At 59.1% G+C, this 15,017-nt stretch carries 9 protein-coding genes and 2 pseudogenes; 7 read left to right on the top strand and 4 right to left on the bottom strand.

The genetic code is table 11. The annotated features are described in order from the left end of the window. From G5358_RS16730 to recD, 3 genes and pseudogenes are all read left to right on the top strand, one after another. A pseudogene (locus tag G5358_RS16730) lies at window positions 1-457 on the top strand (exodeoxyribonuclease V subunit gamma); the annotation flags it as partial. Further along, window positions 457-4,065, top strand: a complete 3,609-nt coding sequence (gene recB / locus G5358_RS16725) for an exodeoxyribonuclease V subunit beta (RefSeq protein ID WP_421324530.1) — start codon at window positions 457-459, stop codon at window positions 4,063-4,065. The pseudogene G5358_RS16730 and the gene recB, both read left to right, overlap by 1 nt. Beyond that, window positions 4,062-6,125: an exodeoxyribonuclease V subunit alpha gene (gene recD, locus G5358_RS16720; protein WP_421324528.1), complete on the top strand. Its 2,064-nt coding sequence runs from the start codon at window positions 4,062-4,064 to the stop codon at window positions 6,123-6,125. Before recB ends, recD begins: the two co-directional genes overlap by 4 nt. Before the next feature lie 41 nt (window positions 6,126-6,166). Here recD and G5358_RS16715 read toward each other — a convergent pair whose 3' ends face one another. Continuing rightward, complete coding sequence (locus G5358_RS16715; protein ID WP_421324526.1) at window positions 6,167-7,336, bottom strand: helix-turn-helix domain-containing protein; 1,170 nt, start codon at window positions 7,334-7,336, stop codon at window positions 6,167-6,169. A 332-nt stretch (window positions 7,337-7,668) separates the two neighbouring features. Next, window positions 7,669-8,067 carry a VOC family protein gene (locus tag G5358_RS16710; RefSeq protein ID WP_227341566.1) on the bottom strand — a complete coding sequence of 133 codons (399 nt, stop codon included), beginning with the start codon at window positions 8,065-8,067 and terminating at the stop codon, window positions 7,669-7,671. Between the two features lie 75 nt (window positions 8,068-8,142). Between G5358_RS16710 and G5358_RS16705 the strand changes: the two are divergent. Together G5358_RS16705 and G5358_RS16700 are read left to right on the top strand one after the other, a co-directional pair. Beyond that, window positions 8,143-9,044: pseudogene (locus G5358_RS16705) on the top strand (helix-turn-helix domain-containing protein). Window positions 9,045-9,234: 190 nt separating this feature from the next. Continuing rightward, a complete protein-coding gene (locus G5358_RS16700) occupies window positions 9,235-10,233 on the top strand; it encodes a sensor domain-containing diguanylate cyclase (protein ID WP_421324524.1) in 999 nt (332 codons plus the stop codon). Between the two features lie 75 nt (window positions 10,234-10,308). Here G5358_RS16700 and G5358_RS16695 read toward each other — a convergent pair whose 3' ends face one another. Then, window positions 10,309-10,935, bottom strand: a complete 627-nt coding sequence (locus G5358_RS16695; protein ID WP_227341564.1) for a porin family protein — start codon at window positions 10,933-10,935, stop codon at window positions 10,309-10,311. Window positions 10,936-12,211: 1,276 nt separating this feature from the next. Between G5358_RS16695 and G5358_RS16690 the strand changes: the two genes are divergently transcribed. Continuing rightward, entirely contained in the window at window positions 12,212-12,976 is a 765-nt protein-coding gene (locus tag G5358_RS16690; RefSeq protein ID WP_005336490.1) for a helix-turn-helix domain-containing protein, read from the top strand. Between the two features lie 150 nt (window positions 12,977-13,126). On the opposite strand, the gene G5358_RS16685 is transcribed toward G5358_RS16690, so the two are convergent. Then, entirely contained in the window at window positions 13,127-13,891 is a 765-nt protein-coding gene (locus G5358_RS16685; RefSeq protein WP_254204300.1) for a UTRA domain-containing protein, read from the bottom strand. Window positions 13,892-14,154: 263 nt separating this feature from the next. Here G5358_RS16685 and G5358_RS16680 point away from each other — a divergent pair. After that, window positions 14,155-15,017, top strand: an 863-nt coding sequence (locus G5358_RS16680) for an ABC transporter substrate-binding protein (protein ID WP_421324523.1), incomplete at its 3' end; no start/stop codon positions are given.

Genomic DNA, 15,017 nt, shown 5'->3' with positions numbered 1-15,017 from the left:
GCTGGTGGTCAAACCCGGCAGCTTCAACGGCAAGGATCTGCTGCTGGGCTGGATCCAGCACCTCTGCCTCTCATTGAGCGGCGCCCCCGGCGACACCCTGCTATTCGACGCCAAACAGAGTCTGCGGCTGCCCAAGCTCTCGGCCGACGAGGCACGGCCCAAGCTGGCGGCGCTGGTGGCGTGCTGGGCGCAGGGGATGAAGCGGCCGCTGCCCTTCTTCCCCAACACTGCCTGGGATTGGCTCAAGGCGATCGAGAAGGATCCCGACAAGCCGGAGGCGGCCGACAAGGCGGCCCTCACCCGTTTCAACGGCGGCTGGATGATCAATGGGGAGGGGCAAGACGTTTACGTCGCCCGCTGCTTCCCCGAACTCGATGACGAGGTGCTGGGGCAGTTGCAGGCGCTGGCCCGCGAACACCTGACCCCGCTGCTCAAGACCCTGGAGGAGCTGAAATAATGGCTAACCCGCTCAATACATTGCGTTTTCCCCTCCATGGTGAACGACTGATCGAAGCCTCCGCCGGTACCGGCAAGACCTACACCATCGCCGGTCTCTACCTGCGCCTGCTGCTGGGCCACGGCCCGCTCATCGAAGAGGGCGCCGATGTGGGTCAGCCGAGCGCCCACGAGCGGCCGCTCTCGGTGACTGAAATTCTGGTGGTGACCTTTACCGAAGCGGCCACCGCCGAGCTGCGGGGGCGGATCCGTGGTCGCATTCACGAGGCGCGCCTCGCCTTTATGCGCGGTCACAGCAGTGACACCCTGCTGGCCCAACTGCTGGACGAGGTGGCGGATCATGAGTTGGCGGCCCGTCGCCTGCTGGCCGCCGAGCGGCAGATGGACGAGGCGGCGGTCTTTACCATCCACGGCTTTTGCCAGCGGATGCTCAAGCAGAACGCCTTCGAGTCTGGCGCCCTCTTTGAAACCGAATTTCTCACCGACGACAGCCAGCTCAGGCTGCAGGCGGTGAGCGACTACTGGCGATCCGAGTTTTATCCGGTGGATAAGACCCTCGCCAGCGCGGTGCGTGCGCTCTGGCCGAGCCCCGCCGCCCTGCTGCGGGAGATGGGCAGCTGGCTCGACAACAGCGAGCTGGAGATCTACCCCGCGCTGGGGGATGAGACCCTCGCCGCCCGCCATCAGGCGGCTATGGCCCGCATTGAGGCGGTGAAGAGCGAGTGGCTAGCGCAGACGGACGAGATCCGCCGCCAGATGGATGGGCAAGTAAGCCGCTACACCGGCAAGAACTACGAAGGGTGGCTTGCCAAGATAAGCGACTGGGCACAGGACGAAAGTAGTGGCTACGCCATTCCGAAGGAGCTGGAGCGCTTCGGCCAGACGGTGCTGGAGGAGAACCTCAAGAAGGGGGGCGCCGTGCCGACCCTGCCGCTGTTCAGCCAGATAGACGAGCTTCTGGCGAGCCGCCCCGGTATTCGGGATCTCATCCTGCAACGGGCGGCCAAGGTGGTACGCAGCCGGATGCAGGCGAGCAAGCGGCAGGCCCATCAGCTCTCGTTCGATGACCTGCTGAAAGACCTCGACGGGGCGCTTGGCTCCAGTCTGGGCGAGCGGCTCTGCGAGCGCATTCGCGCCACCTATCGGGTGGCGATGATCGATGAATTTCAGGATACCGATCCCCAGCAGTACCGCATCTTCCATCGGCTTTACGGCGGCCACACAGACACGGCGCTCTTGATGATCGGTGACCCCAAGCAGGCCATCTACGGCTTTCGCGGCGCCGATATCTTTACCTACATTCAGGCGCGGCGAAATGTGAGCGCCCACTATACCCTCGGGCGCAACTGGCGCTCCAGCATTGCGCTGGTGGGGGCGGTCAACGGCCTGTTCGAGCGGGCCAAGGATCCCTTTATCTACGAGGCGGATATCCCCTTCCTGCCGGTGGAGGCGCAGGGCAAGAGCAAGGCGCTGCTGCTCGATGGCGCCACTGCACCTGTGCTCCACTGCTGGCAGCTGACCGGCCAGCCCACCTTCAATCGGGGGGATTACCAGAGCAAGATGGCCCGCGCCACCGCCGCCGAGATCCACCGCCTGCTGACCCTGGCCCGCGAGGGCAAGGCGAAGATAGGCGATCAGGCGGTGAAGGCCGGGGATATCGCCGTGCTGGTGCGCACCGGCGCCGAGGGCAAGCTGGTGCAGCAGGAGCTGGCGCGGCTCGCCATCGCCTCCGTCTATCTGTCGAACCGCGAGAGCGTGCTGGAACAGACGGAGGCGCGGGAGATCCTGCTGATTCTGCACGCCTGCCAGAACCCGAGCGAAGAGCGCAGCCTGCGGGCGGCGCTGGCGACCGGCCTGTTTGATCTCGACGCCAAGGCGCTCGATGGACTGGCCAGCGACGAGCGGGCGTGGGAGAGCGCGGTGCAGGAGTTTATGGAGTACCGCAAGATCTGGCACCGCCGTGGCGTGCTGGCCATGCTGCGGGCCCTGCTGCACCGGCGCAATCTCGCCTCTTCGCTTTTGGCGAGCCCCTATGGCGAGCGGCGGCTGACCAACTTCCTCCATCTCGGCGAGCTGCTGCAACAGGTGAGCAGCGAGCTGGACGGGGAGTACGCCCTGCTGCGCTGGCTGGGGGAGGCGGTGAGTCGCCCCAACGGGCAGGATGCTGAGCAGGTACTGCGCCTCGAATCCGAGCGCAAGCTGGTGCAGATCGTCACCATCCACAAATCCAAGGGGCTGGAGTACCCGCTGGTGTTCCTGCCCTTTATCTGCAGCCACAGAACCGCCGAGACCCCGCTCTATCACGAGGCGGATGAGGCGGGCAATCGCACCATTCTCGATCTGACCGGCGCCGACTCGTCGCTCGCCGAAGCGGACAGGGAGCGCCTTGCTGAAGATTTGCGGCTGCTCTATGTGGCGCTGACCCGGGGCGTCTACGCCACCTGGCTGGGGCTGGCACCGGTGCGGGCGGGGGCGGGCAAGTCGGAGAAGACCGACCTGCACCACACCGCCATCGGCTACCTGCTGCAAAAGGGCGAAGAGGGGGATGCGCAGACGCTGGCGACCGCTCTGACCGAGCTGTCGCAGGCGCTGCCCGGAGTGGCCGTCGGTGAGCCCTCGCTCACCCGTCCAGCCCCGCTGCCGCCAGAAGAGGAGCTGCTGGGCGAGCCGCAGGTGCGCCACTTTAGCGGCTCCCTTGAGCGGGACTGGTGGATCAGCTCCTACTCCGGGCTGGCGGCGCAGGGCCATGGTCACAGCAAAGGTGTCTTGGCCAACCCCGGCTTCGATGACGAGGTGGTGACCGAGGCGGCCGCGCTGGCTTCCGAGCAACCGGAGGAGGCGCCCCAGCCCTCCATCTTCACCTTCCCGAAAGGGGCGCGTCCCGGCACCCTGTTGCACAGCCTGTTCGAGACCATCGACTTTCAAAGCGCCGCGGGAGAACCGTTGGCAGAGCATATCGCCACCTTGCTGGCGCAGGACGGCTTCGACGAAAGCTGGGCCCAAGTGCTGCAACAGCAGGTGGAGGCTGTGCTGGATACTCCGCTCGATACCGGCTTTGGCGAGCCGGTGCGGCTACGGGAGCTGGCGCCCGAGCGCAAACAGGTGGAGCTGGAGTTCTTCCTGCCCATGGGGCGGGTGACGGCCCCGGCGCTGACCGCCCTCTGCCAGCAGCATGACCCTCTGTCGCGGGGCAACAAACCGCTCAGCTTTGCCACCGTGCAGGGGATGCTCAAGGGCTTTATCGACTTGGTGTTCGAGTGGCAGGGGCGCTGGTATCTGCTCGACTACAAATCAAACCACCTCGGCATGAGCCCGGCCGATTACAACCGTCCGGCGCTGGAGCGGGCGATGGCCGAGCACCGCTACGACCTGCAATACCAGCTCTACTCGCTGGCGCTGCACCGGCTGCTCACCCTGCGCTTGCCGGGCTACGACTTCGAGCAGCACTTTGGCGGGGTCTTCTATCTGTTCCTGCGCGGCATGCCGCAGGGGGGCATTTTCCATACCCGCCCGAGCCGTGAACTGGTGCTGGGGCTGGATAAGTTGTTTCGCGAAGGCAGTGAGTTGCCAGCAGCGGGATCCCAAGCATTGAACGAGGTAGAGGCATGAGCGGCACCATGATCAGCACCGCAACCAATGCAATGATGGTTGAACGGTTGAAAACACTGGCGCTGGCTGGTCGCATCCGCCAGCTGGATCTGCAATTTGCCCGGCTGGTGGCCGACCTTGGCGGCAGCCCCGAGCTGGTGCTGGGGGCTGCGCTCGCCTGCTTCGAGCTGGGGCGCGGCCATGTCTGCCTGCCGCTGGAGATGCTCGCTACCGGATCACTGCGGCCGTTCGGGCTGGATCCCCAGCAGAGCCGGGATCTGCTGGGGGATCTGGCGGATCCTGCCCGCTGGCCCGCCCTGTTTGCAGAGAGTCCCTTGGTTGGAACCGAGCAGGATGACGGGCTAACCCCGCGCTGGCCGCTGCGGCTGTGGCACGGGCGGCTCTATCTCACCCGCTACCACGATTTTGAACTGGGGGTGGCCCGTCATCTGCGCGCCCTGAGTGAGCGCGCCGAATGGCCGGAGATAGCCCCGGCTCTGTCGCGGCTGTTTGCCCGCGACTATGGGTTGGTGTTCGCGGCGCTGCTCAAAGCCCGCCTCGCCCCCGACTTCTCGGCCCGCCACTTTATCGAAAAGTATCTCGATCTGGTGTGCCCGAACGAGGTGGACTGGCCCGCCATCGAGGGGCTGCTGGCCAGCGCCCAGGCGGCGAGCGATTTGAGCAAGCTGGATACGCTGGTGCCCGAGGCGCTCTGCTGCAACGGCCAGAAGCTGGCGGCGGCCACCGCGGCGGCGCGCCCCTTTGCGGTGATCTCGGGTGGCCCTGGCACCGGCAAGACCACCACGGTCGCCAAACTGCTCGCCATTCTGGTGGAGACCGGCCTGCAAGCGGGCAAGGCCCCGGCAATCCGGCTGGTGGCCCCCACCGGCAAGGCGGCGGCGCGCCTCACCGAGAGTATCGGCTCTGCCCTGCAGGCCCTCGATCTGCCCCCCGAGTGGGTGGAGGCGATCCCTACCGAAGCGGGCACCTTGCACCGGCTGCTCGGGGTCATTCCGGGGCGCAGCCAGTTCCGCCACCACGCGGGCAACCCGCTGCACCTCGACTTGCTGGTGGTGGATGAGGCCTCCATGGTCGACCTGCCGATGATGGCGCGCCTGCTCGATGCGCTGCCCAGCCACGCCCGCCTGATCCTGCTCGGCGACAAGGATCAGCTCGCCTCGGTGGAGGCGGGGGCCGTGCTCGGCGATATCTGCAGCTTTATCGAACAGGGCATCAGCCCGGCGCAGGCGGACTGGCTCTCCCGCCAGACCGGCTACCGCTTGCAGGGCTCGCCCGCGGGGGCACCGGTGCGCGACAGCCTCTGTTTGCTGGCCAAGAGCTGGCGCTTTGATCAGCATTCGGGCATCGGCCAGCTGGCGCGCGCCTGCAATAGCGGCGATGCAACGGCGGTGGAAGCAGTCTGGGGTATGGGCTTTGCCGATATCAGCCTGCACCCCTGGGCCGGGGAGGCCTACGATGCCCTGATTGCCCAGGGGGTAGACGGTTACGGCAGCTATCTGCAGGCGGCTCGCGCCGGGGAAGCGCCCGCCGCCGTGTTCAAGGCATTCAACAGCTTCCAGATCCTCTGCGCCCTGCGCGATGGCCCGTTCGGGGTGCTGGGTCTTAACGAGCGGCTCGAACTGGCCCTGTCACGGGCTGGCCTGATTGCCCGCGATGGCGACTGGTATGCCGGCCGCCCTGTGATGGTGGTGCGCAACGATCACGGGGTCGGCCTCTACAACGGCGATATGGGGCTCTGCCTGCCCGATGAAACTGGCCGGTTAAAGGTATGGTTTGAACAGCCGGACGGCACCCTGCGGGCCCTGTTGCCCAGCCGCTTGCCGCCCCACGAGACGGTCTACGCCATGACCATCCACAAATCCCAGGGCTCGGAATTTACCCATACCGTGCTGGTGCTGCCCGACAGCCCCAGCCCGCTGTTGACCCGCGAGCTGGTCTATACCGGCATCACCCGCGCCAAGGCCCGCCTCGATCTCTACGGCGATCGCGCCCTGCTGGCCCAGGCGGTACGGAAAAAGACCGAGCGTTATTCCGGATTGGCACAGAGGTTGGGGGAGTGATTGATTGGATGGCGGTAAAGGGATTTGCCGCCGTTTTAATGTCATTCACTAATTGAAAATTCAGAGGGAGGATTTATTTTCTCAAAAACCCACTCCGAAAAAACTTTTTCAACATCCCATCTATTATAATTTTCGTCAGGGTAACGTTTTCTCATCAAATCTGACTTACAGGAATTAAACTCATGATATTTTTCCATGAATTTCTTGGACAGTTCATTTAGTTCACTGTCACTGTTAATTATAAAAAACGGCAATTTTATTATGGGTGGTTTCAGTTGAGTTGTGATTGGTGTAGACAGTGTTTGATATGTATCACAATGCACTTCACTTTTTCTTATGTGTTGAAATAAACTATATTCAATAGTTCCTTTTTTATAATAGTAAATCTCACAGTAAAATTCTGCATTTGACCCATCTTGAGCTTCTGGATAGGTAATAAACTCAATGTTTGGGAATGGTATAGTCAAACCCTCGTTGTAGTAATTAACAACAGGCAAGGTCTTAATAATTCTGTTCTTATATTTTAAGTGGTAGTCAAACTGTCTTGTATTCTCAAAATATAAGTTTTGCCACCAGTAATTACCCCCCTCATGTTCTACATTTCCAATCTCAATAGTGAAATCAGGATCATTAGAATAGAAGGCTTGGCTAATACCGTCATAGTCCCAACATTTGGCATCTTCTAAAAGAATGGAGAATCTATCAGGGGCTTTTAGATTGAGGCCGAATCTTTCACGCCACATCGTTCTGACATCAATTGGATTGGCACATGAATCTAATGGTGTATTAGCATCATTTGTCCGTGAATAAACAACACCAGCTCGTATGGATTTACCTTGATAACTGTATTCTTTTGTCAGGTAATATGGTTTTAAAGGCTCATTAAATATTGTTAGGATTGCTAACTTGGCTTCATTAAATTGTAAAAATTCAAGCTGAATGTTTGGGATGTTATCTTCACTAAAACTTAGTCTTCTAAGCGCAGTGATAATATCTGCTTGAGTATATTTTTTATCACTGTCATTTAATCCAACTACTTCTAATGAATCAGATATTCCGAAAGCTATATATCTATTCCCATTGTGAATTACATTAGCCATACATAGAATATCATGGACCATTGCAGCCATATTGTTGTGAAATTTTTGTTTGAAGTCCCACCAGAGACCTTCTTTACCTTTTGAGAGTAAGTCATTAATGATGCTGTTCATTAAATAAAACCATGAAGTAATGTAAATTGTATTTTGTAATTGTCGTCAGTTTACCTTCAAATATGGTCGCAATGGAACTATTTACATGCTTATAAGCTGAACTCGCATGTTGGGCTTCGCAGGCTCAGCACCAAACTACCGATCGTGTAGGTTGTGGCGAGCGTAGCGAAGCCCAACGTTTACCGCGAAATCTCTTTTTCCTTTCCCTTATCCCCAGCCCTTCTCCTCCTTTTTTAATAAATGGGAGAAGGGAGCAATGCCGTTACCGCTGTCCGATTACGCTTCGCTAATCGAACTTACGAGAGGGCCAGAGTGCGGGGAGCATTCAGGTATTAGATGGTCAGCTCCAGCCGGTTGCCTTCCGGGTCGAGGAAGGTGCTCTCGTAATAGCCGTCGCCGGTCCAGCGGGGGCCGTCCAGGTGTTTCACCTCGGCGCCCTTGAGCAGCTTGAGGCGGGCGGTCATCTTGTCCACTTCCTCCACGCTGCCGAGGGAGAAGGCGAGGTGGGCCAGCCCCTGCAACGGGTGTGGCAGAGTGAGATCTGCCGGAAACAGTATGGGGGTGTGCATCAGCTCCAGGCTGGCGCCCCCTTCGAAACGCACGAAGTAAGAGCTGAACTGTTTGCTCGGGTTGTGATAGCGCTCATTGGCCTGCCCGCCAAACAGGTTGCAGTAGAATGCCTTGAGTGCCTCCAGATCCTGCGCCCAGATGGCGACGTGATGGATATGCATGGCTGGTCTCCTGTGACTCGATGCCCTTAATGCTATGCTGGGGCCTGTCCCTTCGACATGGCTGAGCCCGTCCTGATGATGTCTGAAACTGCCAACACCGAGATTATCGATGTCTCCCCCGACTGCCGCGAGCAGATCTGTTGCGACAGTCTGCTGCCGGCCCTCGCACAGGAGCAGGTGTGGCTGGCGGGCTATTCCCGTCTCAAGACCCGCTACCGCATCGCGCGCCGCTTTGCCGATATGCACTGTTTTCTGCTGACCCTGGGCGGTGAGGGGGAGGTGCAGGTGGGCGATCGCCGCGAGCGGTTGCAGGCCGGGGAGTGGGCGCTGATCCCAGCCGGGGAGCCACTCTGCTATCAGTTGAGTGAGCCGTTGAACCAGCAGGTGAATAAGGGGAGTGAGTGGGAGCTGGTGTGGCTGCTGCTGCACAAGGATTCCCCCTGGGATGCCTTCGCCAGCCACCCCCGGCTCGGTTGTACCTCCCAGCAGGCTACCGTGCTGCGCACGCTCGAGAACCTGTATGCGGAGCAGGAGCGCCATCAGGACCCGCTGCTCAGCGCCCTGCTGGTTGAGCAGCTCGGCTTTTACCTGCGCCGTCTGTTGCAAAAGGGGGAGGGGCAGCGGCGTGGCGAGCGGCTGGCGCTGCGCCTCGAATTGCTGCTCAAAGAGGCGCTGACCGAGCCGTGGGACATAGCGCGCATGGCTGGCGCCCTGCATCTCTCCGAGCGCCAGCTCTACCGGCTCTGCCAGCAGCACTTCGCGCTGGCGCCCATGGCGCTGCTGCAACGGCTGCGGCTGCAGCGGGCGGCGCTCTTGCTGGCCAGCCGGGCCGACCCGACCCGGTGAAGCTGCTGGCCGAGCAGTGCGGCTTCAAGAACGAGTACCACTTCTCCACCGCCTTCAAACGCCAGCATGGCCTGGCGCCCAGCCACTATCGCAACCTGCATCATCCTGCCTTTAAAACCGGACAAGGGTGAAATATTGAGCCACACTGGTTGCTAATGTTATTCAGACGAACCCGATGGCGGCCGATAACCGGAACAAGTAGTGGCGGTTTTCATCGATCAACGGATAGCGGACTGTGCAGCCGTCTGCCGCTATCATTTCTCAACATCAGGCTGGAATGCCCCGCGCCCCAGCGGGGCGGCAATACAAGGATGGTCTCCCATGCTGCAGGACAGCGACACGATCAGGATCTCGGATGTCAGCGAAGCCGTGGTACATGGCATTCTCGAGGTGATCAGCGATGGCATCTGGGACTGGAATGCCAACACCGGTTTCGTCTATCGCAACCCGGGCTGGTACCGGATGCTGGGCTACGAGCCCCATACTCTAGGCAACAATGTCTTCACCTGGGAGAGTGTGATCCACCCCGACGACATGGATCGGGTGATGGCGAGCTTCGATGCCTATCTGAGCGGCGCAGCCCCCGACTACCGGGTCGAGTATCGCTGCCGCAGTCGCGGCGGAGACTATATCTGGATCGAGGATTGCGGCCGCATCATAGAGCGCAATCCCGATGGGTCTGTGGCGCGGATGATCGGCGCCCATCGCAATATCCACGCCAGCAAGTTGCTGCTGGAGCAGCTGGAGCTGCGCAATCAGTCGCTGGAGCAGTTGGTGGCGGAGCGCACCGCCGAGCTGGTGCGAGTCAACGAGGCACTGCAACAGAGGGTGGAGGAGAATCGTCAGCTGGCGGAGACTGATGCCCTGACCGGTGCCGCCAGCCGCTATCGGCTGGAGCGGGCGTTGCAGCTGGAGTGCGAACGGGCGCGCCGCTTTCACTTGCCTTTTACCGTGATTGCCATGGATGTGGACAACTTCAAGCAGATCAATGACAGCTATGGCCACAATATCGGGGATCAGACCCTGATCAACATAGTGGCGCTGGTGCGCGACCATATCCGCGAGATTGATCTGCTGGCTCGTTGGGGTGGCGACGAGTTTATGGTGCTGCTGCCCAATACCGGCCGTGAAGATGCGTTGGTGGTGGCGAACAAGTTTCAGGCGTTGATGGTGACGAACCCCATCTGTCCCCGCGGCGCGACCACCATGAGCTTCGGAGTGGCGGAGTATCAGCAGGGTGAGCAGAAGGAGAGTCTGATGGTGCGTGCCGATCGGGCGCTCTATCAGGCCAAGCAGCAGGGCAAGAATCAGATCTGCTGATGGCACATCAGCCAATAGAAGGGCCGCAGGCGTGAAACCTGTGGCCCTTTTGCATTGTTACTGACGCGGCGCGACTTAGAAGTGGTAGCGCAGACCCAGCTTGAGGGTATCCAGAGAGTAGTGCTCATCACCCAGGCTCAGGGCGTCGAACTGGCGCTCGTAACCGATACCGGCAGAGAAGTGGTCGTTGAAGGCGTAGTCCAGACCTACTTCCAGATTGGGGTGTACCTTGCTCTTGGTTGCGCTCTTGCTTACCTGATCGCTGAAACCGAGGAAGGTGGCGTTGCCGACAACTTCCAATTCGGTGCGGGTGTAGGCGATACCCGGTTTGGCATAGGCGCTGAAGCCCCAGGCCAGCGGCTGGCTCAGCTTGGCGGCCAGGCTGATGCTGCGGGTTTCGATGGTGGTGTCGGCAAAACCGGTTGCCCCCTGAGAGGTCACCCAGATCAGCTGCTCCATCTGTTGGGCGTGCAGGCCACCTTCAATGGCCAGCCAGGGTTTGAAGCTGTAACCGACGATCAGGCTGCCGCCGTCGAGCTGGTCGTCGATCACTTTGGCGTCATAGGCGCGCTGGAGGTCACCGTCGAGATCCATCTTGGAGGTGGTCAGATCCAGACCTGCATACCAGCCTTCGGCATGGGCGCCGCCATTCATGGCCAGAGCAAGCAGGGAGAAAGCGGCAATTTTATTAAACTTGTTCATGGATAAATAACCTTGTGTTGCGTGAACTGCGTGTAATTTATATTGCTCAATCCATGAAGCTTTTTATATTTCCGTCATCGCTCTGCTTTCACAGAGGGGCCGCAGTATAGTCAGCACATTTCTGAATAACAAGAGAGTGGTTTCCCCATCATTATAAATATGACTGGCTGCAAGCAGGGCCATTTTGTTTAATAAATGGTGTTATTAGAGTTTTAGCTTTATTGAGGTTTAAATAATTAACTGGTGAGGAAAATGACCGGCTGCGAGTTCTATTTTGATTCTATGTGATTGATTTTTATCAGCATTGAATTTTCATTCGAGCGTGGCCATGATGAGCCGTCTAAAAATTGGCATCTCAGATGTCACTGATTGGCATCAGGTTCTTTTCGATGATTTTTTGAACGCATCACAAGGTGAAACCGTGAGAAAAAAATTTCTCTCTTTGCCTGTTTTTTGCTCTTTTTGAGGTTTGGGATTGTTCCCATTGTAACTTTTGGTGGTCTTTTGAGGCTGTTTTTGCGTGGGCTATGCTACCCACCAGATACGCGAATGGGCGCTTGTGGGTGGCTTTTCTCTTCACCCGGCCGCAATTGTTGAGGTGGTCATAAGGTGTGATAAGCAGATATGGGATGCGCGGTGTGATTAATTTTGTTTGCTTATATATTCAAGCCATTTAAAAGATAGGTTTTTGGCGTTTTAAATAACTTTGTTATATTCGTTTTTATATTTTTCGAAGCTTTCCAAGCAAGCCATTTAAATATATTGAATGGCAATAACACGGTATTGATGATCGTTTAGGATACCTTGCCAGAGGGGGCGTGGTGGCTGGCGCATCAGTGGGCGGCGGGTGGCCGGTGACACTTCCCCTTGCCGGGGCCCTTGACCTGACCTGCGAATTCAGGGAAAAGAAAAGGGCGGTGCTATCAGCGCCGCCCAATGCCAGGAAAGAGAAAAAACCTTACGGTTTAAAAGATAAAAATTTGGAAGCAAACAATCGATTTCTCAACCAGGAAGGGTCTTGAATTCGATACGTTTCGATTATGCGCGATGTTCTATGCAGCACTAGCAAAATGTTTGCGGGTTGAAAGATATGCACTGTCTGGTGTCAGATTTTGCGACCTCATCGTTCAACTGGTCTGTCCTGATGGGCGTTGTAGGCGATTTTTTCTCTAGGCTGTTTTTTCGGTGTCAATATCTGAGCCTTGAAGGTAAAAACAGGTCAGAAGCTGACTCGGCATAACCATGCAATGAAAGTGCGATAACAAGGAAGAGTGGCATGACCTACAGCCAGACCCTGGCCAACAATATTCTCGACACCCTGAAGAAGACCCTGACCGACAAGGGGATCCGCTATCAGACCCTGGCAGAAGCCATGGGTGTCTCCATCGCGACCGTGAAGAGGATGATGAACAAGCCCTCCCTGCCGTTCGATACTCTGCTGGAGATCTGCCATCTGGTGGGGCTCTCGTTCGAGGAGTTGCTGGATCGCACTCAGGACGCCCAGAGCCGCCGCGCCGTCTTTACCCAGGAGCAGGACGAGGCGTTTCACAACGAGCCGGGGCTTTACGCCTTTCTCGCCAATATCTTCTGGCGCGACAAGACGCTGATCGATCTCAAGCGGGAGTACGGCCTGACCGATGCCTCCTGCTACCTCTATCTGCGCAAGCTGGAGAAGCTTGGCATTTTGCAGCTTGGTATCGACAACAGTTACCACTTCCTGATCAGCGAGCGGATCAGCTTCGAGCAGCACAGCCGTTTCGCCCGCCAGCAGGCGCGGCAGGCAATGTCGGTGCTGGGGGAGTATCTGGTGGAGAACATGCACAAGTCGAACAACTATATGGCGCTCTGCCAGCTGCACCTCAACGAGGGAGAGGCGATGGCGCTGATCGACCGGATGAAGGAGTACTGGCATCAGGAGATCAAGCTCAACCGCCCCGCCATCGGCCAGCAGGAGCACGCCAAGACCTACACCATGTCGCTGCAACTGGCCGACTGCGGCTACCAGAGCTTCGACGACATGATCCCCAATATCGACAACTGATCCCGGCGGATCCTGCGGGATCCGCCATGTTGGAGTCTGGTTATTCCGTGAGTTGAACGGTATGCGATCTGCTTGCGACCGGTTGCAGCACCCGGTTATCGAGGCAGATGCGGATCGCCACTGTGCTCGACAGTGCTCTGGATATTTTCCCTAATCGGCGGCCCGGGTTTGTTGCAGCTTGCCTGCGATAGGTTGCAACGCCCGGGTATCGAGACAGATACGGATCGCATCCGGCCGCCAGTGCTCGATATCGCAATCCACCAGACCGCCTCGCTCGTCGTAATTGACCCGCACCAGCCGCAGTACCGCGCTCCCCTCCGCCAGATTGAGGGCGCGGGCGATGGCGCCGCGCGCCGCCGAGGGGGTGATCTCGAGACTCGCCCCGCCCTGGCCTATGCCATAGCGCTGCTGATAGAGCTCGGTGAGGGAGCTGGCCAGCGGTGCGCTGGCGATATCGGGAAAGCGGCTGGCCAGCAGATGGTGGCTGACGTGGAGCACCGGGCGACCGTCGATAAGACGCTGGCGGCGAATTTCATACAGCGGCGTAAAGGGATCCAGCCCCATCCAGCGGCACAGCTCACTGCTGGCGAGCTCGCTACCGTGGGCCAGCACCCGGGTTTCGGCGGTACGCTGCTGCTCGCCGATCCACTGGTGAAAGTGGGTGTGGATGGCGGGATCGTAGGTGAGACGAGGCGGCGCCACGAACCAGCCGCGCCGCTCGGCCCGGTAGATAAGGCCATCCGCCTCGAGGCTGGAGAGTGCCTCCTTGATGGTGATGCGGGTGGTGGCGAAACGTTCGCTCAGGGCCCGTTCGGCGGGTAGCTGCTGCCCGGCCCCCAATTGGCCGCTGCCGATATAGCGGCGCAGGGTCTGGCAAATCTGTTCGCACTTGGAGGAGGAGCGGCCATCGGCCATGCTCTGTTCGTTTACTCTCTGCTCGCTCAATCTCGGCTCGGTCACACTCTTGTCCCTGTTGCTTATTCAGAAGGCGGGTGGCTGGCAACCCCTTACTGGAATAGTCCAGCCTCACTCGGGTTCAGAGCTGTAACTGCTGTGGATGACAGCGCCATGACAGGGTGATTGTCATCAAACTGCCATCAAAGCGCCCCGCGACCGTCATATTTCCCCTCTAGCATCCCTCTCGAACCTTAACTGACCTAGTCCAGAGGGATGGGATGATGAAAAGCGTGATCGCAAGTGCACTGGCCATGGTGGCCATCAGCCAACCGTTGTTTGCCACAAATAGCTATGCAGCCGAAAATATCGCGGATCTCGAAAAGGCCGCCCGTGGCGAAGGCCAGCTCCACAGCATCGGCATGCCCGACAGCTGGGCCAACTGGAAGGATACCTGGCAGCAGCTGGGCAGCATCTACGGCATCAAGCATCAGGATACCGACATGAGCTCGGCGCAGGAGATCGCCAAGTTCGCCGCCGAGAAGGCCAATGCCACCGCCGATATCGGCGACGTGGGCGGCGCCTTCGGTCCGGTTGCGGTCAAGCAGGGTGTTACCCAACCCTACAAACCCTCCACCTGGGCCGATATTCCCAACTGGGCCAAGGACGCCGACGGTCACTGGATGCTGGCCTATACCGGCACCATCGCCTTCCTGATCAACAAGGATCTGGTCAAGGCCGCCCCCACCAGCTGGCAATCCCTGCTGGGTGGCGACTACAAGGTGACCCTGGGTGACGTGGGCGTTGCCTCCCAGGCCAACAACGGCGTGCTGGCGGCGGCCTATGCCACCGGCGGCAGCGAGAAGAATCTGAAACCTGCACTGGAGCTGTTCGGTCAGCTGGCCAAGCAGGGTCGTCTCTCCCTGAACGATCCCACCATCGCCAACATCGAGAAGGGTGAGGTGGAAGTGGGTGTGCTGTGGGACTTCAACGCCCTCAACTACCGCGACCAGATCGACCCCAAGAAGTTTGATGTGGTGATCCCGAGCGACGGCTCCGTCATCGCCGGTTACACCACCATCATCAACAAGTGGGCCAAGAACCCCAACGCCGCCAAGCTGGCCCGTGAATACATCCTCTCCGATGC

Source organism: Aeromonas sp. 604176, from assembly GCF_049170755.1.
In the GTDB taxonomy this organism is placed as follows: domain Bacteria; phylum Pseudomonadota; class Gammaproteobacteria; order Enterobacterales; family Aeromonadaceae; genus Aeromonas; species Aeromonas veronii_A.
The sequence above is the reverse complement of the archived record's forward strand: the minus strand, read 5'-3'. Positions and strand labels throughout refer to the sequence as shown.